Here is a 24,686-nt window from a genome sequence, read left to right as displayed (position 1 = left end):
CGGGGGTTGAAGCCCGCGGTGTCCCGCAATGGTAATCGGGCATTCTACTCGGAAATGCCGATGAGGAAAGAACGACGGGGCACCAGCCGCCAGGACGCCAGAGCGATCTGTTACCATCGGCGTCCTCTCTTCGCCCATCGCGAGTCCTGCGCATGGCCTTTCGCCCGCTTCCTGCCATCGCTCCCGCTGCCCTGCTGCGCCAGGCCAAACCGCTCAAGGCGCTGTTTCGCGAGGCCGAGCGACTGGGGCGTCTGCAACAGTTGCTGGAAGAGCAGTTGCAACCGGCCGCTCGCCCCCACTGCCGGGTGGCCAGCTGGCGCGAGGGCACCCTGTTGCTGGTGGTCAACGACGCCCACTGGGCGACGCGACTGCGCTATCAGCAGCGCCGCCTGCTCCGGCTTTTGCAACAGGCGCCGGAGTTCGCCGGCCTCATGCGGGTGCAGTTCAAGATGCAGCCGAGTCCTGGCGTCGCCACCCGGGCTCGCCCCGTGCGGCAGGTCAGCCAGGTGGGCGCCGACAGCCTGCGCGAGGTCGCGGCCGGGATCCGCGATCCCAAGCTCAAGGCCGCCCTGGAGCGGCTGGCCAGTCGTACCGGCCAGCCTGCGGAATAGGCCTTACCCCTTGGCCACCGCCCGGTCGAAGGCCGCGCGGATGCGGTCTTCCGGCAGATCCATGCCGATCAGCACGACGCGACTCTCGCGCTCCTCGTCCGCCAGCCAGTCACGCTCCCAGTCGGCGGCATAGATCTGCTGTACGCCCTGGAATAGCAGGCGGCGATCCTCGCCGGCGATGTTCAGCAGCCCTTTGTAGCGCAGCAGGTCGCAGCCGAGGGTATCGAGCAGCATCTCCATGACCTTGCCGATCTTGTCCTGGTCGTAGGGGCGCGCCTCACGGATGGCAATGGACTGGATGCGCTCGGTAAGACTGACGGCTTCCGACACCGGTCGCAGCGGCCGGAACAGCGTGGGCGGCGCCAGGTCTTCGTCGTGCAGGTTGAAGCCGCGGATATCCAGCAGCTCGGCCAACTCGATCCGGCCATGATCGACATGGCGGATCGGCGCGCGGCGGTTGATGCGCTGCAGGCGGTTCTCCAGCGCCTCGACGGCCGCCGGTTCGGCCAGGTCGAGCTTGGTCAGCAGCAGGCGATCGGCGAACCCGATCTGCGCCTGCAACAGCGGATCGCTCAGTTGCTCGCTGGCATGGACGGCGTCCACCAGGGTGAGTACCCCGTCGAGCAGGTAGCGTTCGCGCAAGAGGTCGTCGGTGAAGAAGGTCTGGGCCACCGGACCGGGATCGGCGAGGCCCGTGCACTCCACCACCAGACGCTCGAAATCCAGCTCTCCGCTGTCCAGCCGCTCCAGCAGCACGGTCAGGGCATAGGCCAGGTCCTTGCTGCCGGTGCAACAGACACAGCCGTTGGCCACCTTCATCAGTTGTACCGCGCCGGCGTCTTCGAGCAGTTCGCCATCGACGTCCAGGGCACTGAATTCGTTTTCGATCACGGCGATCTTGAGACCGTGCTCGGCCTGCAGGATGTGCTTGAGCAGGGTGGTCTTGCCGGCACCGAGAAAGCCGGTCAGGACGGTGACGGGAATAGGTTCACGCATGGAAAACTCCAGACAGAAAGAGGCCGGGCATGGAGCCCGGCCTTGGGTGACCCATGGTCAGCAGCAGCGGATGGCGCCGGACTTGCCGCCACCGTAGCGCGCTTCCTGGCGTTCGCGGAAGAAGGCTTCGTAGCTAATCACCGGCTGATCAGGATGCTTGCCACGCATGTGCTCGACATAGGTGTCGTAGTCGGGCATGCCCACCAGCATCTTGGCGGCCTGCCCGAGGTATTTGCCCATGCGACCCAGGTCATTGAACATGAGAGTGCTCCTTTAGGAACCCGCTACCGGCTGGAAGGGGGTTTCGCGATCGCTGCGCTCGGGCTTGGCCAGGGCGGCGCGACCGACCTTGATGGAAAAGAACAGAATGCTCATCACCACCACCAGGAACAGTACCGACAGGGTGGCGTTGGTGTAGGCGTTGAAGACGATGTGCTGCATCTGCTCCATGCTCTTGGCCGGGGCGATCACCTGGCCTTGGTCCATGGCGGTGCTGTACTTCTTGGCCAGGGCCAGGAAGCCGACCGCCGGATTCGAATCGAACAGCTTGATCAGGCTGGCGGTGGTGGTGCAGATCAGCAGCCAGACGGCTGGCACCAGGGTGACCCAGACATAGCGCTGGCGCTTCATCTTGATCAGGACCACGGAGCCCAGCATCAGGGCGATACCGGCGAGCATCTGGTTGGAGATACCGAACAGCGGCCAGAGGGTGTTGATGCCGCCCAGCGGATCGACCACGCCCTGGTACAGCAGCCAGCCCCAGAGGGCGACGCAACCGGCGGTACCGATGACGTTGGCAGTCCAGGAGTCGGTCCGCTTCAGGGATGGCACGAAACTGCCCAGCAAATCCTGCAGCATGAAGCGCCCGGCACGGGTACCGGCGTCCACCGCGGTGAGGATGAACAGCGCCTCGAACAGGATCGCGAAGTGGTACCAGAAGGCCATGGTGTTCTCGCCCGGCAGCACGTTGTGCATGATCTGGGCGATGCCCACCGCCAGGGTCGGCGCACCACCGGCACGCGCCAGGATGGTGTGCTCACCGATCTCGGTGGCGGTGGCCTGCAGCATCTCAGGCGTCACCACGAAGCCCCAGGTGCTGATCTTGGCGGCCACCGACACCACGTCGGCGCCGACCACGGCGGCCGGACTGTTCATGGCGAAGTAGACGCCCGGCTCGATCACCGAGGCGGCGACCATGGCCATGATGGCGACGAAGGACTCCATCAGCATGGCGCCGTAGCCGATGTAGCGGGCATGGGTTTCCTTGGCGATCAGCTTGGGCGTGGTGCCTGAGCTGATCAGGGCATGGAAGCCGGACACCGCGCCGCAGGCGATGGTGATGAACAGGAAGGGGAACAGGGTGCCCTTCCAGACCGGGCCGGTACCGTCGACGAACTGGGTCAGGGCCGGCATCTTGAGCATCGGCATGGTCACCAGGATACCGATGGCCAGGGCGATGATGGTGCCGATCTTGAGGAAGGTGGACAGGTAGTCACGCGGGGCCAGTACCAGCCAGACCGGCAACACGGCGGCGACGAAGCCGTAGCCGATCAGCATCCAGGTGATCTGTATGCCGGTGAAGGTGAAGGCCGGGCCCCAGACCGGATCGGCGGCGACCAGGCCACCGGCCCAGATGGAGGCCAGCAGCAGCACCACGCCGATCAGCGAGATCTCGCCGATGCGACCGGGGCGGATGTATCTCATGTAGACGCCCATGAACATGGCGATCGGCAGGGTGGCGATCACCGTGAACATGCCCCAGGGGCTCTCGGCCAGGGCCTTGACCACGATCAGCGCCAGCACTGCGAGGATGATGATCATGATCAGGAAGCAGCCGAACAGCGCGATGGTACCGGGGATGCGTCCCATCTCCTCGCGCACCATGTCGCCCAGGGAGCGGCCATTGCGGCGGGTGGAGAGGAACAGGACCACGAAGTCCTGCACCGCACCGGCGAAGACCACCCCGGCGATCAGCCAGAGGGTGCCGGGCAGGTAGCCCATCTGGGCGGCGAGCACCGGGCCGACCAGCGGACCGGCACCGGCGATGGCGGCGAAGTGGTGGCCGAAGAGGATGTGCTTGTTGGTGGGCACGTAGTCCAGGCCGTCGTTGTTGAGGACGGCAGGCGTGGCACGCTTGGCATCGAGCCCCATCACCTTGGTGGCGATGAACAGGCTGTAGTAACGATAGGCAACGAGGTAGATCGCCACGGCGGCGACCACGATCCAGAGGGCGTTGATCGCTTCGCCTCGACTCAGCGCCACGGTACCCAGCGCGAAGGCGCCCAGTACAGCAACGGCGAACCAGGCTAGATGGCTGGCCATTCGGGTCATGCTTGTTCTCCTGCCGCGCGCCAGTGGCCGCGACGATACTTGTTATTGTGAGAGCCCACAGCGGAGCCATATTACTATCGGCGGCGCGACGCGACAGCGAAATTCGCAGAACTACCCAAGGCCCGCTACGTAGTTCTACGTAGACACCCGCCCCAGACAGGTCCCGATGCAGCTCAAATACAAGATGGTCGCCCTCGGTCTCCTGCCCCTGCTGCTGGCAGTGGCAGCGGTCTGCCTGGTGGTGCTGGAACAGAGTCAGCGCCTGGGCGAGCAGCAGGCACATCTGCTCGAACACAGCATCCTCAACAGCAAGAAGACCGAGCTGCGCAACTATGTGGAGATGGGCGTCAGCGCCATCCAGCCGTTGTACGGCAGCGGCCGTGACGACGAGGAAACCAAGGCCAAGGTACTGGCGCTGCTGGCCAGCCTGAATTTCGGCAGCGACGGCTACTTCTTCGTCTACGACCAGCACGGACGCAATCTCATGCATCCGCGCCAGCCCGAGTTGGTCGGTCAGGACCTCTGGCAGCTCACCGATGGCAACGGTCTGCTGGTGATCCAGGCGCTGTTCAAAAGCGCCCGCACGGGCGATGGCTTCCAGCGCTACGGCTGGCAGAAGCCCTCCACCGGCCAGATGGCGGCGAAACTCGCCTACGTGACCCAGCTGCAGCGCTGGGGCTGGGTGCTGGGCACCGGCCTCTACCTGGACGACGTCGACGCGGCCCTCGCCCAGGTGCGCCACGACGTGGCCGCCGGTATCCGCACCACCCTGCTGGCCAGCGCCGCGGTGGCGCTGGTGGCGGTATTGCTGGTGTTCGCCGGCGGCCTGACGCTCAACGTCAGCGAGCACCGCCAGGCCGATCGCAAGCTCAAGCAGCTGACCCAGCGTCTCATCACCTCCCAGGAGGAAGAGCGCTCGCGGCTGTCACGCGAGCTGCACGACGGTATCAGCCAGTTGCTGGTGTCCATCAAGTTCCAGTTCGAACTGGCCAGCCGCGAACTGGACGCGAGCAAGCCCAGCGCCGGTGAGACCCTGCGTGAGGGCACCCAGCGCCTGGCCGCGGCCATCGGCGAGATCCGCCGCATCTCCCACGACCTGCATCCCTCGCTGCTGGATACCCTTGGTCTGCCGGCCGCCCTCGGCCAGTTGGTGGAGGAATTTCGCCAGCGCAGCGATCTGGCGGTGGATTACCGGCAGACCCTGGATGACAGCCCCGCCGGCGGCGACATGGACGTCGCCCTGTTTCGCATCGTCCAGGAGGCCTTGACCAATATCGAACGCCACGCCGCGGCGCGGCACGTGGTGATCGATCTGCAACGGCGCGGTCGTTGGATCTGCCTGACCGTGCACGACGACGGTCGCGGCTTCGACACCGGCCAGGTGGAACGCCTCAGCGGCGGCATCGGCCTGCGCAACATCCGCGAACGGGTGGAGCTCTTCGGCGGCCGCTGCGCCATCCAGTCCGGACCCGGCGGCACGACCCTGGACGTGGTTCTGCTACGCTCGGACCTTGCCGCCGACGAGGAGAGCCCGACATGACGCCGATCCGCATCGTCCTGGTCGACGATCATGCCCTGGTCCGCGCCGGGGTGCGGGCGCTACTGGGCACCATCGAGCGCTTCACCGTGGTCGGTGAAGCCGGCAGCGGCGCGGAGGCCCTCGACCTGCTGGCGCGCCTCGACCCCGACATCCTGCTGGTGGACATCGGCCTCAAGGACATCAACGGCTTGGAGCTGACCGCCCAGATCGCCGCGCGGGCGCCGCGCGCCCGGGTGCTGATCCTGAGCATGTACGACAATCGTGAATACGTCAGTACCTCGCTGCGGGTGGGCGCGGCCGGCTACGTACTCAAGGATGCCCCTTCCGAAGAGATCATCGCCGCGGTCGAGGCACTGGCGGTGGGCGGACGCTTCTACAGCAGCGCCATCGCCGCCCGCCTGGGTGAAGGCGGCGCCAGCGAAGGCGAACTCACCCCGCGCGAGCGCCAGGTGCTGCTGCTGATGGCCCAGGGGCTCAACAACAAGACCATGGCCCAGCAACTGAACCTCAGCGTGCGTACGGTGGAGACCCACCGCCTGAGCATCCGCCGCAAGCTGGACATCCAGAAGCCGGCGGATCTGGTCCGCCATGCGCGCGAGTACGGCTGGCGCCCCGAGGACGCCTCCAAAGCTTGACCAAAAGGCCGCTGCTCGCACCCAGGCGACCAATGAGCCGTCTCGTTCTGGCTCCGACGGGCCGGGACCGCTACCCTCGCAGGAGAAGTCGATACGGGACGACGGCTGTCGTCTACAGTGATCAGGAAACCTCAGGAAGCCTTCCATGAACGACACCAACGAGCGTCGCCGCTTTACCCGCTTCACCTTCGATGCCCCCGCGCAGTTGCACCAGGGTGAGCGCCAGTGGGCAGCGCCCGTGGACGACATCTCGCTCAAGGGCGTGCTGTTGGCGAGACCTGCCGACTGGTCCGCCCAGCCGGGCGCGGACTATCAGTTGCGCGTCCTGCTCAACGACGAGACCCAGGTGAGCATGGATGTGGAGCTGGTGCGGGAAACCCCGGAACAGCTGGCCTTCGCCTGCCGGCAGATCGACCTGGATTCCATCAGCCACCTGCGCCGACTGGTGGAGCTGAACCTTGGTGACGAGACCCTGCTGGAGCGCGAGTTGGCGGCGCTGGGGGAGCGGTAGGTCAATTTGATCGCGGCCATGGGCCGCTCCTACCGGAGTAGCTGAACCTGTAGGAGCGGCCGCAGCGGCGGACCGCCATGGCCGCGATCGGTGAAGCCGGTGGAAAACGGCACAGCCTTTTTCACCAGGTTGACGGCGTTGGGCTTCGCTGCGCTCAGCGCCAACCTACGGGAAGGTTCGTCTTCTCGACCTTACTGTTAGAACTCCAGATGCAGACCCACCACCAGCCGGGCATCGTGGGTGTCTTCACCCTCTTCCCGCGCCATGGCGGCAGTGTTGCCATGGGTGGCATTCCAGGACACCCCGACATAGGGCGCCACTTCCGGCGTCACCTGGTATCTCAGGCGCAGCCCGGCTTCGCTTTCGGCGAAGCCCGCGCCCTGGCCGCGTGACTCGTCGTTGCGGCCATAGAAGTTGAGTTCGGTGTGAGGCTGCAGGATGAGCCGCTGGGTCAGCGCCCAGTCGTATTCGGCTTCCAGGCGCAACGCCGTCTGGTTGTTCTCGCCGATGAAGGCGGTGATCTCGACGTCGAGATCCTCGGGATCGTGCTCCTGGATACCCAGGGCAGCCCAGGTCTGTGGCGAACCCGGTTTGAAATCCTGGCGGATACCGGCGACGGTGCCCCAGCCCTGGGTCAGGACATGGCCCCAGAGCGCCTGCACCTCGGCCTGCTCGGTATGGCCATTGGTACGCTCGCCCTGGCTGCGGAAATCCAGGCGATTGGCGCCGCCGCCAAAGGCCCAGCCCTCCAGGTCCCAGTTGAAGACGCTGCCTTCATCGGCGTGCTGCCATTCGAGCTGATCCACTTCCAGACTGGCCGGGGCGGTGCCATTGGGATCGGAAGCCTGGGCCAGGGCACTGGAGACAAGGCCGGCGATGAGTACGGACAAGGAGAGCAGACGAGGCATGGCGGGTATCCAGGGTCATGGAAGCGCCTGATAGACCACCCTCGCCCGCCCAGAGTTTTAAAAAATATTACAAAAGCCGCTCCAGGCTATTCGAACAGCGCATCCAGCGCCTGCTCCAGCCGGGTCACCGCCACCACCTGCAGACCGGGCGGCGGATCCTTGGGCGCATTGCCCTTGGGCACGATGGCACGCTTGAAACCGTGCTTGGCGGCCTCCTTGAGGCGCTCCTGGCCACTGGGCACCGGCCGGATCTCGCCGGACAGGCCGATCTCGCCGAACACCAGCAGATCATGCGGCAAGGCGCGGTCCCTCAGACTGGAGATCACCGCCGACATCAGCGCCAGGTCCACCGCCGTCTCCAGTACCTTGACCCCGCCGACCACGTTGATGAAGACGTCCTGGTCGTAGGTAGGAATGCTGCCATGACGGTGCAGCACGGCCAGCAGCATGGCCAGGCGATTCTGGTCCAGGCCCACGGTGACCCGCCGCGGATTGGCCAGGTGACTGGTGTCCACCAGCGCCTGCACCTCCACCAACATGGGCCGCGAACCCTCCCACGTCGCCATGACCACGCTGCCGGCCACGGCCTCCTGAGCGCGATTGAGAAAGATCGCCGAGGGGTTGGAAACCTCCTTGAGGCCCTTGTCGGTCATGCCGAACACGCCCAGCTCGTTGACCGCGCCAAAGCGATTCTTGACCGCGCGCAGCATGCGCAGGCGCCCGTCGGACTCACCCTCGAAATAGAGCACGGTGTCGACCATGTGCTCCAGCACCCGGGGGCCAGCCAGGGCGCCTTCCTTGGTGACGTGGCCGACCAGGAAGATGGCGGTACCGGTCTGCTTGGCGAAGCGCACCAGCAGCGCCGCGCTCTCGCGCACCTGGGCCACCCCGCCGGGTGCGGACTGCAGCTGCTCGGTGAAGATGGTCTGGATGGAGTCGATCACCATGACCCGCGGCTTTTCCTGGCGCGCGGTGGCGACGATGGTCTCGATGCAGGTCTCGGTCATGACCTTGAGCTTGTCTTCCGGCAGGCCCAGCCGCCGGGCGCGCATGGCCACCTGCTGCTGGGACTCCTCACCGGTGACATAGAGCGCCGGCATGCGCGCGGCCAGGTGGCAGAGGGTCTGCAGCAGGATGGTGGATTTGCCGATGCCCGGATCGCCGCCGATCAGCACCACGGAGCCATCCACCAGACCGCCACCCAGTACGCGGTCGAGTTCGGTGGAGTCGGTGGTGAAGCGCGGGGTTTCCTCGACGCTGACCTCGGCCAGGGTCTTGATGGTCGCCTGGGCTCCAGCCCAGCCGGCGCGACCGGAGGGCACGGCGGAGGTCTCGACGACGGTTTCCACCAGGGTATTCCAGGCACCGCACTCGCCGCACTGGCCCGCCCACTTGGGAAAGGTGGCGCCACACTCGGTGCAGCCGTAGAGACGCTTGGCCTTGGCCATGGCGGAGTGCTCCAGTCGAGAAGGAAAGAGTTTCCCAGCATACCACGACTGGATGCATAGACAGTAAAAAGGCGCGCTTCTCGCGAAGCGCGCCTCCGGGATTTACGGCCTCGAGGACTAGTTGCCCTCGCCACCTGGCTGACGCAGCATGGTCAGGGCCTGGTTGGCCTGAGCGATGCAGGTCTTCTCGTCGCCGGCCTTCTGAGCGGCCATGGCGTTCTTGCGGAATTCGGCAATCTGTTTGGCCTGGGAACTGCCCGGCCCGATCATATTGGTCTTCATTTTGCTGGCATCGTCCAACTTCTGCAGCTGAACCGCACAGAGATCCTGGGCAAACACGGGTGCGGTGGCGAACATCATCAGGGCGATCAGGGCGGTACGCTTCATGGGGACATCCTCGTTGAGAGGGCCAGGTAGGCCGGATTAACCTCGCTCACCCCGCGAAATTCCTTTGGGGTATCCCATTGACCGCCAGGCGCCGCTCGTCGTTCAGCAAAATGTCATCCAGCTCTCCGACAAAGGGCTCTGACACTAGTGTTTGAGCGTCGAGATCAGGCCCGAATCACCCCGGAGCCAGACCGGCAACGCCTGCTGCCAGCGCTCCTGTTCGAGATGCTGCAGACAGGCGAGCAGCCGGCTGTATTCAGCGAATTCCCGTTGCACCCGGCGGCGTTGGTCTTCCACGGCCGCTTCGGTGATCCACAGGTGCCATTGTTGGTACATCGCCACTTCGTCTGTCATCGGCCCTCTCCTGAGGGAGGCCATGATGGCAACGTCGACAGCCCTTGCCAATCGCGCCGAGCGCGGCTCGACGCGGCAGGCAGAGCCCGGGCCGGCTAGGACGGGTATTTCAGCTGCTGGGCAATTTTGTCCTTGAGCAGGACACGTTCCCGACGCAGGCGACCTAGATCTTCATCGCCACTGGATTCCTCCACCTCTTCCAGAGCGAGGATCTGCTGATCGAGCTTCTGGTAGTCCTCCAGCAGCTTGGCGAAATCCGGATCGGACTGCGGACGACTGTCCAGCTGTTCGGCGTACTCGGGAAAGTCTTTGTGCAGGTCGTGTTTGGCAACCATCAGAGGCTCCTTGGGCGCAGTGGGTTTGAAGCGCGAAGGCCGTAGCCATCGTCTTACAGGGTGGACCCGAGGCCTTCGACAAAGTGCGACAGCCACGACCAGTTGCCTCTTTCCGGGCGATTTGCCGCGCCTGGGGAACCTGAAGACCGTCCCTGAGGTTCCAAACCCGAGCGAAGCGATCACAATCGGCTATCGTCTCTTCGAAACCATCCAAAGGAGTACAGCATGAGTATCATCGCCGAGTTCAAGAAGTTCGCCATGCGAGGCAATGTGGTCGACCTGGCGGTCGGCATCATCCTGGGCGCGGCCTTCGGCAAGATCGTGTCGTCCTTCGTGGCCGATATCATCACGCCGCCGCTGGGCCTGCTGCTGGGAGGCGTGGACTTCTCGCAGCTGGCGATCACGCTGAGAGCGGCCATAGGCGACCAGCCGGCGGTGGTGATCGCCTATGGCAAGTTCCTGCAGACCATCTTCGACTTCGTGATCATCGCTTTCGCCATCTTCATGGCGATCAAGGTGCTCAATCGCCTGCGCCTGCATCAGGACGCCGCCCCCTCGGGCCCTACCAAGGACCAGGTGCTGCTGACCGAGATCCGTGATCTGCTGAAAGCGCAGAACAGCCAGGCGCCCGTGGCTCCCGTCGTCAAGCAGGAACCGCCGATCACCCCGCAGTAGAACCTTGCCAGATCCCGCCTCGCTAGGAGGCGGGTCGCTCCAGGCGGATCCAGCCGATCCGCCGATCCTTGACCGACTCCACCGTCAACTGCCAGCCCTGGTACTCCAGACGGTCACCTGCCATCGGCAAGCGCCCCAACAGGTCCACCACCAATCCTCCCAAGGTTTGGTAGTCCTCGTTTTCCGGGATCTGGAAACCGGTGCGCTGAGCCAGGGGATGCAGATTCAGGCCGCCGCTGGCGCGATAGCCGTTCTCCACCTTCTCCAGCTCCGGCAGGCTGTCCTCGCTGGCGTCCGGCAATTCGCCGGCGATGGCCTCGAGGATGTCGGTCAGGGTCAGCAGACCTTCGAAGCCACCGAACTCGTTGACCACGAAGGCCACGTGGGTGGATGCCGCACGTAGCTGTTCCAGGGCGCCCAGCACCGTGGCCTGGGCCGGCAGATGGATGGGCATCCGCACCCGGGCGCGCAGGTCAGGCGACTGGCCCTGGAGGATGTCGGCGAACAGCTCCTTCTTGTGCACGTAGCCCAGGGGTTCATCGATGTTGCCGTTGACCACTAGCGGCAGGCGCGAGTGGGCCGAGGCCAGCAGCTGCTCGTGCAGCCGTTCCGGCGGGGCGTCGGCATCGAGGATGTCGACGTCGGCGCGGGCGGTCATCACCGCACGCACCGGACGCTCGCCCAGTTGCAGCACGCCACTGATCATCAGGCGTTCGCGCCGATCGAAAACCGGACTCTCCCCCTTCTCGCCATCCAGCAGTTCGGCGATGTCTTCATCCACCTCGTCTTCGCGCAGGCGACCACCCAGCAGGCGCAGTACGGCCTGGGAGGTGCGCGCCCGCATGCCGAGACGCTCGTGCATCTGCCGCTTGCGCTTCCAGCGCACCACCTGGTTGGCTATCTCGATGAGGATCGAGAAGCCGATAGCGGCGTAGAGATAGCCCTTGGGAATGTGGAAGCCCAGGCCCTCGGCGGTCAGGCTCAGGCCGATCATCATCAAAAAGCCCAGGCACAGCATGATCACCGTGGGGTGGGCGTTGACGAAGGCGGTCAGCGGCTTGCTCGCCACCAGCATCAGGCCGATGGAGATGATCACGGCGATCATCATCACGCTCAGGTGCTCGACCATGCCCACGGCGGTGATGACGGCGTCCAGCGAGAACACGGCGTCGAGCACCACGATCTGCGCCACGACCGGCCAGAAGGCGGCATAGGCGCGATTGCCCCCGGTCTTGTGGGTGTGGCCCTCGATGCGCTCGTGCAGCTCGGTGGTGGCCTTGAACAACAGGAAGATACCGCCGAACAGCATGATGAGGTCGCGGCCGGAGAAGGCCTTGCCGAACACCTCGAACAGCGGTTCGGTGAGGGTCACCATCCAGGAGATGCTGGCCAGCAGGCCCAGGCGCATGATCAGCGCCAGTGACAGGCCGATGACCCGCGCCTTGTCACGCTGCGCGGGCGGCAGCTTGTCGGCGAGGATGGCGATGAAGACCAGGTTGTCGATGCCCAGGACGATTTCCAGGACGATCAGGGTGAGCAGGCCCAACCAGGCGGTGGGATCGGCGATCCATTCCATCAGCAGCGGACCTCCGTATGAGCGGGCCGAACGGCCACGGAGGAAAGAAAGCGGGAGGGGGTGTCAGCCGCACCCGGCCAGGGGGCCGGGGGCGGCTCGGATCTGTCACTGCTCATCGGAACTCGAAAGGTAGCCTTGGAATTTCCGATCCTAGAGCAAGGCGGGCCCAAAGCTAAAGGCCCAACCTTTTCCAATTGTGAAGAAAACGTAAAGACGCCCCTGTAGCCCCACAATTACCAGTAGTTTTCCACGGCCACCTGACCGGGCCGGCGGCTCAGGGCCAGCTGCAGATCACGGGTCTTGAGCAGCTGACGGGTGTCATCGACCATCTCCGGATTGCCGCAGATGAGGATCCGCGAGTGCTCGGGCGACAGCGTGACGCCGGCGGCGCGCTCCAGCTCGCCGTTCTCGATCAGGGTGGTGATGCGGCCACGCAGCGCACCCGGATGGTCTTCGCGGGTCACCACGGGCACATAGACCAGGCGGTCGGTAAGGCCTTCGAGGTGTTCCACCTGGCCGTAGCCGTTGATGACGTCCTGGTAGGCCAGGTCGCGGGCCTCGCGCACGCTGTAGACCAGCACGATGCGCTCGAAGCGCTCCCAGGTATCGGGCTCCTGCAGCATCGACAGGAAGGGCGCGAGACCGGTACCGGTGGCCAGCAGCCAGAGATCGCGCCCGCCGCCGAAGCGCTCCAGGGTGAGATAGCCATAGGGCTGCTTTTCCACCAGCAGCTCGTCGCCCTCGCGCAGGCGGCTCAGCTCGCTGGTAAAGGCGCCGCCAGGCACCACGATGGAAAAGAATTCGAGGAATTCATCATGAGGTGCCGAGACCATGGAGTAGGCGCGCCAGACGATGTCGCCATCGGCCTTGCGCACGCCCAGCCGGGCGAACTGGCCGGCGCGAAAGCGATAGCGCGAGTCACGCGTGGTCCTCAGGCTGAAGAGGTTGTCGCTCCAGGGCCAGACGGCAGTGATCGTCTCGCGGGTGAACTTGTCTTCGGTGGCGGTCATACTGGCCTCTTTTTCCCGATTGCTTAGAGCCTGTTTACGATCTCGCGAGCTAGAGCCAAACAAGGCGAAAATGGCTGAGGAAGCGGAGTTTACGAGTGGTAAATGAGCATTCCGAAGCCATTTTCAACGCCGTTTGGCCGACGCGCAGCAGATCGTAAAAAGGATCTTTGCGCCATTGTCCCGCACTGGGCCGCCGATAAACACCGACAGAAACCATGCCTTCTCTCGTCTCGCCCTTCGCCACCCTCGAACTCGACCGTCAGCCACCGCGCCGCGACGATCCCCTGCAGGCCTTCGACGCCGCCGACGAGTACCTCCTGCAGCAGGTCGCCGAGCACGGCCTGGACCCCGCCGCCCGGGTGCTGGTGCTCAACGACGGCTTCGGCGCCCTGGCCGCCAGCCTCGCCGCCCATGCCCGGGTAACCTCCAGTGGCGATTCGCACCTGGCGGCCCTGGCGTTGGCGGCGAATCTGGCGCGCAACGGCATCGCCGCCGATGCCGTGACCTTCGTTCCGGCCAGTGAGGCGACCAGCGGTCCCTTCGACCTGGTGCTGGTGCGGGTGCCCAAGACCCTGGCGTTGCTGGAGGAACAACTGATCCGCCTGCACGGCCAGCTGGCGCCCGGTGCGCGGGTGATCGCCGCTGGCATGCTCAAGCACCTGCCCCGCGCCGCCGGCGACCTGCTGGAGCGGCATATCGGCCCGGTGCAGGCTTCGCTGGCGGTGAAGAAAGCCCGACTGCTATTTGCCACGCCCGAGTCGCGGCCGGCAGTGGCCTCGCCCTATCCCAGTCGCTATCGGCTGGACGCACCACCGCTGACCCTGGTCAACCATGCCAATGTCTTCTGCCGCGAAGGCCTGGACATCGGCACCCGCGCCTTCCTGCCGCACCTGCCCCAGGGCCTGGGCCAGGCCCGGGTGGCCGATCTGGGCTGCGGCAACGGCGTGCTGGCCCTGGCCTGTGCCCTGGCCAATCCCGAGGCGCGGTTCACCCTGGTGGACGAGTCCTACATGGCGGTGCAGTCGGCACGGGAGAACTGGACGGCGGCCTTCCCCGAGCGGCCAGCCGCCATCCTCGCCGCCGATGGGCTGGCCGAACAGCCAGCGCGCTCGCTGGACCTGATCCTGTGCAATCCGCCCTTCCACCAGCAGCAGGTGGTGGGCGACTTCCTTGCCTGGCGCATGTTCCAGCAGGCACGGGCGGCGCTGAGCGAGCAGGGCGAACTCTGGCTGGTGGGCAATCGCCACCTGGGTTACCACGTCAAGCTCAAGCGACTGTTCAAGCGCGTCGAACAGATCGCGGCCACGCCGAAATTCGTGGTGCTGAGGGCGGTCCAACCTCTCTGACATCCACCCAGGAGCGAGAGCTGCCCGCGTGCCTTCCCTGCCCCTCGATCTCCACTACGTCGCCCTGGTCCTCGAACTGATCGGCATCAGCGCGGCGGTGCATGCCATCGTCACGGTGCGCACCGCCCAGGGCGCCATGGCCTGGGCCATGGCGCTGGTGTTCATGCCCTTCCTCAGCCTGATTCCCTACCTGGTGTTTGGCCGGCGACGCTTCGACAGCTATGTGAAGGCGCGGCGCCAGGCCGACGAGGAGATGGCGCGCCAGGCCGCCGAACTGGACTGGCGGCCCTGGATCGCCGAAGCCATGGCCGCCCAGCAGTGCAGTGCGGCCAATCGCAAGCTCCGGGCCATGACCGCCCTCACCGGCACCCCCTGCGTGGCCAACAATCAGGTGCGGCTGCTGATCAACGGTGAGGAAACCTTCGCCGCCATCCTCGGTGCCATCCGCGGCGCGCAGAAGGTGGTGCTGGTGCAGTTCTTCATCATCCACGACGATGCCCTCGGCCTGGCCTTGCAGAACACCCTGCTCGACCGTGCCCGCGCCGGGGTCAAGGTCTATCTGCTCTACGATGCCATCGGCAGCCATGCCTTGCCGCGGACCTACGTGGAAACGCTGCGCGAAGCCGGCTGCGAGGTAAAGGGCTTCAGCAACCGCCGCGGACTGATCAACCGATTCCAGGTCAACTTCCGCAACCACCGCAAGATCGTGGTGGTGGATGGCGAGGTGGGCTTCACCGGCGGCCTCAACGTCGGCGACGAATACATGGGGCTCAAGCCACCCCTGGCGCCCTGGCGCGACACCCACCTGGAGCTGCGTGGCCCCGCCCTGGCCACCCTGCAGGAGACCTTCGCCCAGGACTGGTACTGGGTGACCCGCCGATTGCCCACCCTGCTGCTGCCGGAACGCTACGAAGAAGGCGGGGTGCTGTGCCAGGTGGTGCCCAGCGGGCCGGCGGATGACCAGGAGACCTGCTCGCTGTTCTTCGTCGAGGCCATCCATTCGGCGCGTCATCGCATCTGGATCACCACCCCCTACTTCATCCCCGACGAAGCCGTGTCGGCGGCCCTGCGCCTGGCCGCCCTGCGCGGAGTGGACGTGCGCATCCTGCTGCCCTCGCGGCCGGATCACAAGGTGGTCTATGCCGCCTCCTACCTCTATGCCTTCGAGGCGGTACATGCGGGAGTGCGGGTGTTTCGCTACGGCCCTGGCTTCCTGCACCAGAAGGTGGTGCTGATCGACGAGGACGTCGCCGCGGTGGGTAGCGCGAACCTGGACAATCGGTCCTTCCGCCTCAACTTCGAGGTCATGGTGATGGTGATGGACGTCCCCTTCGCCTGGGAGGTGCGCAAGATGCTGGAACACGACTTCAGCCGCTCTCGCGAACTCACGCCCGAGGACAACGTGGCTCTGCGCCGCTGGCGGCGGGTAGCCATGCGGGTAGCGCGGGTGTTCTCGCCGGTGCTGTAGACCCCGGAACCCGCTCTGGGACGGTCCGGTCCGATGCCCCATGGCGCCACGCCCGGAGCGCCCCGTGTCCCCGGAGTCGCCCGCCATGCCATCCCCCTCGCCCCTGCGTTGTTTCTGTCTGCTGGCGGGCTTTCTGGTCCTGGATGCCACCGCCGCGCCGCGTAGCGTGCCCTCCCTCGACAGCGAAGACGCCGCGCTGAGCAGCGTGGAGGTTAGCGAGACCTCCGGGCGCTTCCACCCGCAACTGGGGGTGGATGCCCGCAATGGCGATTTCTCCCGCGGCAACTATGACGACGATGCGGCCAGTCTCGACCGCATCCCCCTGCATGTTCAGGCTGGCTTCGCCCTGGATCTGCACCAGGGTGCCGATGGCGCAGCCGATGCCTGGTTGGTGTTCAGCAGCAGCAACGGCTTTCACACCCCATCGGCTGACGAGCGGGTCAGCCCGAGACGCTGGTACGAGAGCAACAACCTGCTCGGCCTGGTGGTGTCGCCGGCGGAAGGTCTGAGGGTCGGCTTCGTCTATACGGTCAAGAGCAGCCCCAACGATGTCGCCGCCACTACCCAGGAGGCCAGCCTGACCCTGGCGTACCAGGCCGAGTCGGGTCTGGGCGCCTGGCGACCAGGGCTGGCGGTGACTACCCGCACCCAGGGCGACGGTGGCCTCTATACCCAGGGCAGCCTTGAACCCGGCTTGGATCTCACCTCTGGCGGTCTGCGCCTGAGTTTCCCCAGTGCCCTGGGGGTGGGCTGGAATGGCTTCTACGGACCGGATTCCGGCGACCGCCTCTATGCCCGCACCGGCCTGGCCCTGGAGCAACCGTTCCGCTGGGGCGAGACGCGCTGGAGCGCCCGCGCCGAGGCCCTGGCGCTCTATCGCGACGGCGCCCTGCGCGACTTGAGCGGTCCGGAAGGGGAAACCGATGGTGTGGTGCCCCAGGTGACGCTCAGCCTGTCCATGGCCTACTAGGCCCCTCAGCCCAGCGGCGCGACCCCCAGGCCTTCCACCAGGCTTTCGAGCGCACGCAGGCCGGCCACCGAGTTGCCGTAGCTGTCCAGCCGCGGGGACCAGACGCAGATGCTCATCTGCCCCGGCACGATGGCGACGATGCCGCCCCCTACCCCACTCTTGCCCGGCAGGCCGACGCGCCAGGCGAAGTCGCCTGCGGCGTCGTAGAGGCCGCAGGTCAGCAGCAGGGCATTGAGCTGCCGAGTCTGCTGGGGTGTCACCACCGGCTGGCCGTCCTGGGGGTTGACCCCACCGTTGGCGAGAAAGGCGAAGGCGCGGGCTACGTCGACGCAGCTCATGGCCAGGGCGCAGCCGTGGAAATAGACGTCGAGGACGTCGTCCACTTCGCTGGTGAGGTTGCCGTAGGCCTTCATCAGATAGGCCAGGGCGGCGTTGCGCGCCTTGTGGTCCATCTCCGAACGGGCTACCCGGTCGTCGAAGTTGATCGCCGGATTGCCGGCCAGGCGCCGCGCCTGTTCGCGCATCATCCAGTGGATCGACATGATGCGGGACACCAGCAGTTCGCAGACCAACACGGCACCGGCATTGATGAAGGGATTGCGCGGCACGCCCTTCTCTTCTTCCAGCTGGGCCATGGAGTTGAAGGCATGGCCGGAGGGTTCGCGGCCGACGCGGGTCCAGATGTCCGGCTCGTCCAGGCGCTGCATGGCGATCACCAGGTTGAGCACCTTGGAGATGGACTGGATGGAAAAGGCCGTGTCAGCCGCTCCGGCACGCCAGACCTGGCCGTTGACATCGCAGACGGCGATGCCGAAGTGATCCGGCTCCACCTCGGCCAGGGCCGGGATGTAGTCGGCCACCTTGCCTTCGCCGAAATGGTGCGGCGCGGCGGCGGCGATGCGGTCGAGCAGAGGCTGCAGCTGATGGCGATCGAAGGGCTCTGGCATAGCGATTCCGAAGCGGACGGGGGCGCCAGTGTAGGGGCCGCGGCGCCCTCAGGCGAGCCCCGCGCGCGGCGGCAGAGGCAGACGGATCTCGAAGCGGGCACCGCCCCGCGTGCCGGCGGCCAGGTCCAGGCGACCGCCCTGGTTTTCCACCGCGCGACGGCTGATGGCCAGGCCCAGGCCGAAGCCGCCGGTGGCGCGATCACGACTGCGATCCAGCCGGTAGAAGGGCTCGAAGACCCGCTCGCGATCGCTTGCCGGAATACCTTCACCGTCGTCCTCGACCGCGATCAGCAGCTCATGGCCCTCACCGCGAACCGTCACCCAGACCTCGCGCTGGCAATAGCGCAAGGCATTGCCCAGCAGATTCTGCAGGGCGCGCGCCGTGAGGCGCGGTGCCAGTTCGGCGCGGGCCGGGGCGGCGGCGAATTCCAGGTGCACCTCGACGCCGCGGCGTTCCTGTTCTTCGGTGAAGTCGGCCAGCACGCTGTCGAGAAAGGCGCTCAGGTCCAGGCTCAGGCGCTCGGGGGGCTGCTGGCTGCTCTGCAGCCGGGCGAAGGACAGCAGTTCGTCGACCAGGGCATCCAGTTCGCGGACGTGGCGGACCAGTTGCTCCAGCTGCCGCTGGGTCTCGGCCGGCAGCGGATCGGCCTGCAGCAGCGCCAGGCCGAATTCCAGACGCGACAAGGGCGTGCGCAATTCGTGGGAGACGGCGTTGAGCAGGTCGCGCTGCTGGACGATCAGCGCCTCCAGCTCCTGAGCCATGTCATCGAAGGCCCGCGCCAGCTCGCCGATGTCCGAGCGTGGCGAGATGGCCGTACGCTCGCCGAGATGGCCCTTGCCCAGCCGTGCCGCGGTACGCCGCAGCCGTTCCAGGTCGCGCCAGTGCGGGCGCAGCCAGACATAGAGACAGATCAGCAAGGCGGCGCCGATCAGGGCGTTCATCGCCCAATAGGTCAGGGCGATGTCGGTGGGCGCCTCGGGAATGCCGATCCACAGCAGGCGTTCGCCCGACAGTGGGACCAGGGCCGCGCTGGGTTCGCCATAGTCACCCAGCCGCACCCGCCGCTTGCCAGCGGCCAGGGCCGTGCGCTCCTCCGGGGTGAGGGCCGGATCATCAGGTGCGACCAGGCGCAGGCTGATGGGCGCCAGCTCCGTGGCCAGTTCGTCTCGCAACGCCGGCCAGCGTTCCACCGGCGTGGTGGCGAAGGCGCGCTGTACCAGGCTGAGTGGGCCGTGCAGCTGCTCCAGGGTATAGCGGCTGTAACGCTCGTCGAACACTTTGAGCAGCGCCTCGGGCACCAGGTAGCTGGCGGCGCCGTAGGTCACCAGCAGGATGAGGTAGAGCCGGACGAGGATCTTGAACATCTAGTGTGGCGCCTCAGAAGTTCGCAAGAATTGGCGAGTGGTTTCGCTCGGTTCGGCGCTCCGGATGGGCCAGGCGCCACTCCTCGCCATAGCAGGGCAATGGCAAGAAGTGGCAACGACGCCCTGAAACAAGAAGTGCCGCCAACATCGTGCAGTTGACGTTCGAGACACCACGCTAATCCCACTCGGCGCGGCTGAGGAGATAGCCCTTGCCCCAGACGGTCTTGATCCGCCGGGCTTCGCCGGGATGTTCCTCGAAGCGGCGGCGCAACTTGGAGATGGCCACGTCCACCGAGCGGTCGACACCGTTGAATTCGATGCCGCGCAGCTGCTGGATCAGCTGGTCACGACTGAGCACCTCGCCGGCATGGTCCATGAGGATCGCCAGCAGGTTGAATTCGGTGGACGACAGCTCCACCAATTGGTCCCGCCACCAGACCTGGCGTTCGCCTGGCAGCAGCCGCAGTTGGCCAATGACCAGGCCGTCGTCCTGGGACGTGTCACCCAGCTGGCAGCGGCGCAGCAGGGTGCGGATGCGCGCCAGCAGCACTCGCGGTTCGCAGGGCTTGCTGACGTAGTCGTCGGCGCCGATCTCCAGCCCCAGCACCTGATCGTGGCTGTCGTCCAGGGCGGTGAGCATCAGGATCGGCAGACCGGGCTGGGCGGCGCGCAGCTGACGGCAGACCTGCAGGCCGTCCAGCCCGGGCAGCATGACGTCGAGCACTACCAGCTGCGGGCGCAGCCGCCGCACCGCGGCCAGGGCCTCGTCGCCGCGACCGATGACGGTCACGGCATAGCCCTGGCGGCCCAGATAGGTGGCGATGAGCTCGGCCAGGGCGGCGTCGTCTTCGACGATAAGCAAGGGGATCACGGCAGGTCTTCACGCGGGGAAAGCCCGAGCATAGCCGAGCAGCGGGCCGGCCGGCGCCTGCCTTAACACTCTTTCACAAGAGCGCTACAGACGTTTACAGGACCGCGAGCGCGCGCCGCCTACCATGGCGCTCTCCTGGAGGAAGTCCCGATGTCCCTGACCCGCCCTGCCCTTGGCAGCCTCGTGCTGCTCTGTCTGCTCCTCACCGCCTGCGACCGTCCGGCCGAGGAAGCCGCCGCCCCGCCCGCGCCCAGGGTGCAGGTGGAGAGGCTGCGGACCATGCCCCTGGCCATCGCCAGCGAACTCACGGGCCGCCTGGTGGCGCCGCGGACCGCGGAGGTGCGGGCGCGGGTCGCCGGTATCGTGCTGCAGCGGGTGTTTCGCGAAGGCAGTGAGGTCAAGGCCGGTGACGTGCTGTTCCGCATCGACCCGGCGCCCTTGCAGGCCGAGGTGGACAGTGCCGCCGCCGCCCTGCGCAAGGCCGAGGCCAGTGCCTTCCAGGCGCGGCGCCTGGCCGAACGCTACGCGGCCTTGGTCGAGAGCGAGGCGATCAGCCGCCAGGAGCAGGACAACGCCCGCGGTGCCAGCCTGCAGGCCGAGGCCGAGGTGGCAGCCGCCCAGGCGGCGCTCAAGCGGGCGCGGCTGAACCTGGGCTACGCCACGGTCACCGCCCCCATCACCGGGCGCATCGGCAAGGCGCTGGTCACCGAGGGCGCCCTGGTCGGCCAGGGCGACGCCACGCCGTTGGCGATCATCCAGCAACTGGACCCCATTCATGCCGATGTCACCCAGTCGACGCGCCAGCTCAAGGCCCTGCGCGATGCGCTGCGGGACGGCCGGCTACAGCAGGTGGCGCCGGATCAGGCGCGGGTGACCCTGTTGCAAGAGGACGGCAGCCCCTATCCCGAAGAAGGCCGCCTGCTGTTCGCCGATCTCGCGGTGGACACCAACAGCGGGCAGATCACCCTGCGCAGCCGGTTTCCCAATCCGCGGCACGACCTCCTGCCTGGCAGCTTCGTGCGGGTGCGCCTGGAGCAGGCGCGCATCGACCAGGGCCTGAGCGTGGCGCAGCGGGCGGTGCAGCGCAGCGTCGACGGCGGGGCCCAGGTCTGGGTGGTGGACGCCCAGAACCGGGTGGCCCTGCGCGAGATACGCCTGGGCCCGGTGGTCGAAGGCCGCTGGGTGGTGGAGTCCGGCCTCGCCGCCGGTGAGCGGGTACTGCTCTCGGGCCTGCAACAGGCCCAGCCGGGACTGGTGGTGGAGCCCGAAGAAGCCCAGGCCGCCGCGGCGGAGGTGCGCTGATGGCCAACTTCTTCATCGACCGCCCGGTGTTCGCCTGGGTGGTGGCGCTGTTCATCCTGCTCGCCGGGCTGCTGGCCATCCCCCAGTTGCCGGTGGCCCAGTACCCCAATGTGGCGCCGCCGCAGATCGAGCTGTACCTGACCTATCCGGGCGCCTCGCCGCAGACCCTGGACGAGAGCGTGGTCAGCCTCGTCGAGCAGGAGCTCAATGGCGTCAATCACCTGCTCTATTTCTCCTCCAGCAGCAGCCAGGGCAGCGCCACCCTGACCGTGACCTTCCAGCCCGGCACCGATCCGGAGCTGGCCAAGGTGGACATCCAGAATCGTCTCAAGGTGGTGGAGCCACGCCTGCCGCGGGCGGTCACCCAGCAGGGCATCCAGATCGAGGAAACCTCGGCCGGCTACCTCATGTTCGTCACCCTCTCCGCGACCGATGAGCGCCTCGACACCACCGCCCTGAGCGACTACCTGGCGCGCAACGTGGTCAACGAACTGCGCCGCCTGGACGGCGTGGGCAAGGCCCAGCTGTTCGGGGCCGAGCACGCCCTGCGCGTCTGGCTCGATCCCAGTCGGCTGGTGGCCTTCGGCCTGACCCCGGCGGACGTGACCCGGGCCATCGCCGAGCAGAACGTCCAGGTGGCGGCCGGCAGCCTTGGCGAATTGCCCGCCCCCGCTGGCCAGGAGCTGACCGCACCGGTGCTGATCAAGGGCCAGCTCAGCGATCCGGCGGAGTTCGCCGGCATCCTCCTGCGCGCCGGGGCCGACGGTTCCAGCGTGACCCTGGGCGACGTGGCCCGGGTCGAGGTGGGCAGCCAGAGCTACAACTTTGGCACGCGGCTGGACGGCAAGCCTTTGGTGGCGGTCGGGGTGCAGCTGGCGCCCACCGCCAACGCCCTGGCCACCGCCCAGGCCGTGCGCGCCAAGCTGGCCGAGCTGTCCCAGTATTTTCCACCCGGGATGAAATACGACATCCCCTACGACACGGCGCCCTTCGTCAAGATCTCCATCACCCAGGTCATCCATACCCTGCTGGAGGCCATGGCGCTGGTCTTCGCGGTGATGTACCTGTTCCTGCAGAATCTGCGCTACACCCTGATCCCGACCCTGGTGGTGCCGGTGGCGCTGCTGGGCACCTGCGCCGTGCTCCTGGCGCTGGGCTATTCGATCAATGTGCTGACCCTGTTCGGCATGGTGCTGGCCATCGGCATCCTGGTGGACGACGCCATCGTAGTGGTGGAGAACGTCGAGCGACTGATGGCCAGCGAGGGCCTCGACCCACGCGCCGCCACCCGCAAGGCCATGGGCGAGATCTCCGGCGCCATCGTCGGCATCACCCTGGTGCTCACCGCGGTCTTCGTGCCCATGGCCTTCATGAGCGGCTCGGTCGGCGTCATCTATCGCCAGTTCTCGGCGTCCATGGCGGTGGCCATCCTCTTCTCCGCCTTTCTCGCCCTGAGCCTGACCCCGGCGCTGTGCGCCACCCTGCTCAGGCCGATCGCCACGGGCACTCATGCGCGCGGCGGCTTCTTTGGCGCCTTCAACCGCGGCTTCGAGCGGCTGACCGGCAGCTTCGAAGGCTGGGTGGCCCGTGCCATCCACCGACTGCTGCCGAACCTCGTGCTGTTCGCCGCCCTGCTGGTGGGGCTGGTGGTGCTCTATGGCCGTCTGCCCGGCGCCTTCCTGCCCACCGAGGATCAGGGCTATCTGATCACCGACATCCAGCTGCCGCCCGGGGCCACCCAGGAGCGCACCCTCAAGGTGATCGAGCGCCTGGAGCGCCATTACGCCGAGGAGCCGGGCGTGGCCAACGACCTCGTCCTGCTCGGCTTCAGCTTTTCCGGCAGCGGCCAGAACGCCGCCCTGGCCTTCACCACCCTCAAGGACTGGTCCGCCCGCGGCGCGGCGGATTCCGCCGCAGCCATCGCCGAGCGCGCCAATGCCGCCCTGGCCGGCGAGAGCGAGGCCCAGGGCTTTGCCGTGCTGCCTCCGCCGGTGGAAGGCCTGGGTACCTCCAGCGGTTTCGAGGTGCGCCTGCAGGACCGGTCCAATCGCGGCCAGGCCGCGCTCAAGGCGGCGCGGGACCAACTGCAGGAGAAGCTCGCCGGCAATCCGATCATCGCCTATGTGCGCGAGACGGCCCTGGCCGACAGTGCCCAGGTGCAACTGGTGGTGGATCGCCGCCAGGCCGCTGCCCTGGGGGTAAGTTTCGCCGCCCTCGGCGAGACGCTGGGTACCGCCCTGGGCTCCAGCTACGTCAACGACTTCCCCAATCGCGGACGGATGCAGCAGGTGATCGTCCAGGCCGAACTGGGCACCCGCAGCCAGGTGGACGACCTGCTGCGGCTGGAAGTGCGCAATGAGCGCGGGCGCATGGTGCCGCTCTCCGCCTTCGTCAGCGCCGACTGGACCCAGGGTGCGGCGCAGCTGTCGCGCTACAACGGCTATCCGGCCATCAGCCTGTCCGGTGAGCCGCTGCCCGGTCATACCACTGGCGAGGCCATGGCCGAACTGGAGCGCCTGGCCGCGGAGCTGCCGCGGGGCTTCGCCCTGGAATGGACGGCACTGTCGCTGCAGGAACGCCTCTCCGCCGGCCAGGCGCCAGTGCTGCTGGGGCTGTCCTTGCTGGTGGTGTTCCTTTGTCTGGCAGCGCTCTACGAGAGCTGGTCGATTCCCACCGCGGTGCTGCTGGTGGTGCCTCTAGGGGTACTCGGCGCGGTGCTGGCGGTGACCTTGAGAGGCATGCCCAACGACGTCTTCTTCAAGGTCGGCCTGATCACGGTGATAGGTCTCACCGCGAAAAACGCCATCCTGCTCATCGAATTCGCCAAGAGCCTGCACGACGGCGGCATGGACCTGTACGAGGCCACCTGCCGTGCCGTCCGGCTACGCCTGCGGCCCATCGTCATGACCTCGCTGGCCTTCATCCTCGGTGTGGTACCGCTGGCCCTGGCCACCGGCGCCAGCTCGGCCAGCCAGCAGGCGGTGGGCACCGGGGTGATCGGCGGCATGCTCAGCGCCACCCTAGCGCTGGTCTTCGTGCCGGTGTTCTTCGTGCTGGTGCTCAGGCTGGTCCGGCGCTGGCGCGCGCCGGACCGCTAGCC

General features: G+C 66.7%; 23 protein-coding genes. 10 read left to right on the top strand and 13 right to left on the bottom strand.

Features of this window, described 5'->3' with window-relative positions; translation table 11 throughout:
- The first annotated feature begins 152 nt into the window (after nucleotides 1-152).
- Nucleotides 153-611: a DciA family protein gene (locus ACWPW1_RS04425; RefSeq protein ID WP_434775792.1), complete on the top strand. Its 459-nt coding sequence runs from the start codon at nucleotides 153-155 to the stop codon at nucleotides 609-611.
- Between the two features lie 3 nt (nucleotides 612-614).
- On the opposite strand, the gene yjiA is transcribed toward ACWPW1_RS04425, so the two are convergent.
- The 3 genes from yjiA to ACWPW1_RS04410 are packed head-to-tail and all read right to left on the bottom strand — an operon-like array spanning nucleotide 615 to nucleotide 3,938.
- Entirely contained in the window at nucleotides 615-1,607 is a 993-nt protein-coding gene (gene yjiA / locus ACWPW1_RS04420; RefSeq protein WP_059313616.1) for a GTPase, read from the bottom strand.
- Between the two features lie 57 nt (nucleotides 1,608-1,664).
- A complete protein-coding gene (locus ACWPW1_RS04415; protein ID WP_454252430.1) occupies nucleotides 1,665-1,868 on the bottom strand; it encodes a YbdD/YjiX family protein in 204 nt (67 codons plus the stop codon).
- Nucleotides 1,869-1,880: 12 nt separating this feature from the next.
- A complete protein-coding gene (locus ACWPW1_RS04410; RefSeq protein WP_059313615.1) occupies nucleotides 1,881-3,938 on the bottom strand; it encodes a carbon starvation CstA family protein in 2,058 nt (685 codons plus the stop codon).
- Nucleotides 3,939-4,104: 166 nt separating this feature from the next.
- Between ACWPW1_RS04410 and ACWPW1_RS04405 the strand changes: the two genes are divergently transcribed.
- The 3 genes from ACWPW1_RS04405 to ACWPW1_RS04395 all read left to right on the top strand — a co-directional run bounded on the left by ACWPW1_RS04405 (nucleotide 4,105) and on the right by ACWPW1_RS04395 (nucleotide 6,624).
- Complete coding sequence (locus ACWPW1_RS04405; RefSeq protein WP_434775791.1) at nucleotides 4,105-5,478, top strand: cache domain-containing protein; 1,374 nt, start codon at nucleotides 4,105-4,107, stop codon at nucleotides 5,476-5,478.
- Nucleotides 5,475-6,113 (top strand): response regulator, encoded by a 639-nt coding sequence (locus ACWPW1_RS04400; RefSeq protein ID WP_059313613.1) that lies wholly within the window; start codon nucleotides 5,475-5,477, stop codon nucleotides 6,111-6,113. The genes ACWPW1_RS04405 and ACWPW1_RS04400 overlap by 4 nt, the downstream gene beginning before the upstream one ends.
- A 145-nt stretch (nucleotides 6,114-6,258) precedes the next feature.
- The gene (locus ACWPW1_RS04395) at nucleotides 6,259-6,624 is read left to right on the top strand and encodes a PilZ domain-containing protein (protein ID WP_323149193.1); all 366 of its coding nucleotides are present in this window, start codon (nucleotides 6,259-6,261) and stop codon (nucleotides 6,622-6,624) included.
- 197 nt (nucleotides 6,625-6,821) lie between these two features.
- On the opposite strand, the gene ACWPW1_RS04390 is transcribed toward ACWPW1_RS04395, so the two are convergent.
- The 5 genes from ACWPW1_RS04390 to ACWPW1_RS04370 all read right to left on the bottom strand — a co-directional run bounded on the left by ACWPW1_RS04390 (nucleotide 6,822) and on the right by ACWPW1_RS04370 (nucleotide 10,056).
- A complete protein-coding gene (locus ACWPW1_RS04390; RefSeq protein ID WP_271653918.1) occupies nucleotides 6,822-7,532 on the bottom strand; it encodes a copper resistance protein B in 711 nt (236 codons plus the stop codon).
- 86 nt (nucleotides 7,533-7,618) lie between these two features.
- Nucleotides 7,619-8,980, bottom strand: a complete 1,362-nt coding sequence (gene radA / locus ACWPW1_RS04385; RefSeq protein ID WP_017639095.1) for a DNA repair protein RadA — start codon at nucleotides 8,978-8,980, stop codon at nucleotides 7,619-7,621.
- A gap of 117 nt (nucleotides 8,981-9,097) precedes the next feature.
- Nucleotides 9,098-9,367: a hypothetical protein gene (locus ACWPW1_RS04380; RefSeq protein ID WP_271653917.1), complete on the bottom strand. Its 270-nt coding sequence runs from the start codon at nucleotides 9,365-9,367 to the stop codon at nucleotides 9,098-9,100.
- Nucleotides 9,368-9,511: 144 nt separating this feature from the next.
- The gene (locus tag ACWPW1_RS04375) at nucleotides 9,512-9,721 is read right to left on the bottom strand and encodes a hypothetical protein (protein ID WP_059313609.1); all 210 of its coding nucleotides are present in this window, start codon (nucleotides 9,719-9,721) and stop codon (nucleotides 9,512-9,514) included.
- A 95-nt stretch (nucleotides 9,722-9,816) separates the two neighbouring features.
- Nucleotides 9,817-10,056, bottom strand: a complete 240-nt coding sequence (locus ACWPW1_RS04370; RefSeq protein WP_059313608.1) for a YdcH family protein — start codon at nucleotides 10,054-10,056, stop codon at nucleotides 9,817-9,819.
- A gap of 225 nt (nucleotides 10,057-10,281) precedes the next feature.
- Here ACWPW1_RS04370 and mscL point away from each other — a divergent pair, with 225 nt between their 5' ends.
- Nucleotides 10,282-10,731, top strand: a complete 450-nt coding sequence (gene mscL, locus ACWPW1_RS04365; RefSeq protein WP_434775790.1) for a large-conductance mechanosensitive channel protein MscL — start codon at nucleotides 10,282-10,284, stop codon at nucleotides 10,729-10,731.
- Between the two features lie 22 nt (nucleotides 10,732-10,753).
- Here the strand turns inward: mscL and ACWPW1_RS04360 are convergent, their stop codons facing one another.
- Both ACWPW1_RS04360 and ACWPW1_RS04355 read right to left on the bottom strand, forming a co-directional pair.
- Nucleotides 10,754-12,307, bottom strand: coding sequence for a TerC family protein (locus tag ACWPW1_RS04360; protein ID WP_059313606.1), 1,554 nt, complete (start codon nucleotides 12,305-12,307; stop codon nucleotides 10,754-10,756).
- A 233-nt stretch (nucleotides 12,308-12,540) separates the two neighbouring features.
- Nucleotides 12,541-13,317, bottom strand: coding sequence for a ferredoxin--NADP reductase (locus ACWPW1_RS04355; protein ID WP_059313605.1), 777 nt, complete (start codon nucleotides 13,315-13,317; stop codon nucleotides 12,541-12,543).
- 215 nt (nucleotides 13,318-13,532) lie between these two features.
- Between ACWPW1_RS04355 and ACWPW1_RS04350 the strand changes: the two genes are divergently transcribed.
- The 3 genes from ACWPW1_RS04350 (at nucleotide 13,533) to ACWPW1_RS04340 (ending at nucleotide 17,101) form a co-directional block, all read left to right on the top strand.
- Nucleotides 13,533-14,663, top strand: a complete 1,131-nt coding sequence (locus ACWPW1_RS04350; RefSeq protein ID WP_434775789.1) for a methyltransferase — start codon at nucleotides 13,533-13,535, stop codon at nucleotides 14,661-14,663.
- Between the two features lie 28 nt (nucleotides 14,664-14,691).
- Nucleotides 14,692-16,131 carry a cardiolipin synthase gene (gene cls, locus ACWPW1_RS04345; RefSeq protein ID WP_434775788.1) on the top strand — a complete coding sequence of 480 codons (1,440 nt, stop codon included), beginning with the start codon at nucleotides 14,692-14,694 and terminating at the stop codon, nucleotides 16,129-16,131.
- Between the two features lie 85 nt (nucleotides 16,132-16,216).
- Entirely contained in the window at nucleotides 16,217-17,101 is an 885-nt protein-coding gene (locus ACWPW1_RS04340; protein WP_454252429.1) for a hypothetical protein, read from the top strand.
- Between the two features lie 5 nt (nucleotides 17,102-17,106).
- Here ACWPW1_RS04340 and glsB read toward each other — a convergent pair whose 3' ends face one another.
- The 3 genes from glsB to ACWPW1_RS04325 form a co-directional block, all read right to left on the bottom strand.
- Complete coding sequence (gene glsB, locus ACWPW1_RS04335) at nucleotides 17,107-18,021, bottom strand: glutaminase B (RefSeq protein ID WP_217265993.1); 915 nt, start codon at nucleotides 18,019-18,021, stop codon at nucleotides 17,107-17,109.
- A gap of 75 nt (nucleotides 18,022-18,096) precedes the next feature.
- Nucleotides 18,097-19,413 carry an ATP-binding protein gene (locus ACWPW1_RS04330; protein WP_434775786.1) on the bottom strand — a complete coding sequence of 439 codons (1,317 nt, stop codon included), beginning with the start codon at nucleotides 19,411-19,413 and terminating at the stop codon, nucleotides 18,097-18,099.
- A gap of 175 nt (nucleotides 19,414-19,588) precedes the next feature.
- Entirely contained in the window at nucleotides 19,589-20,284 is a 696-nt protein-coding gene (locus tag ACWPW1_RS04325; RefSeq protein WP_423815123.1) for a response regulator, read from the bottom strand.
- A 150-nt stretch (nucleotides 20,285-20,434) separates the two neighbouring features.
- Here ACWPW1_RS04325 and ACWPW1_RS04320 point away from each other — a divergent pair, with 150 nt between their 5' ends.
- Nucleotides 20,435-21,586 (top strand): efflux RND transporter periplasmic adaptor subunit, encoded by a 1,152-nt coding sequence (locus ACWPW1_RS04320; RefSeq protein ID WP_434775785.1) that lies wholly within the window; start codon nucleotides 20,435-20,437, stop codon nucleotides 21,584-21,586.
- Nucleotides 21,586-24,684, top strand: coding sequence for a multidrug efflux RND transporter permease subunit (locus tag ACWPW1_RS04315; RefSeq protein ID WP_454252428.1), 3,099 nt, complete (start codon nucleotides 21,586-21,588; stop codon nucleotides 24,682-24,684). Before ACWPW1_RS04320 ends, ACWPW1_RS04315 begins: the two co-directional genes overlap by 1 nt.
- Nucleotides 24,685-24,686 lie beyond the last annotated feature (2 nt).

The sequence above is a fragment of the Pseudomonas sp. Marseille-Q7302 genome, from assembly GCF_965111925.1.
This window is presented reverse-complemented; position numbering and strand designations above follow the sequence as displayed.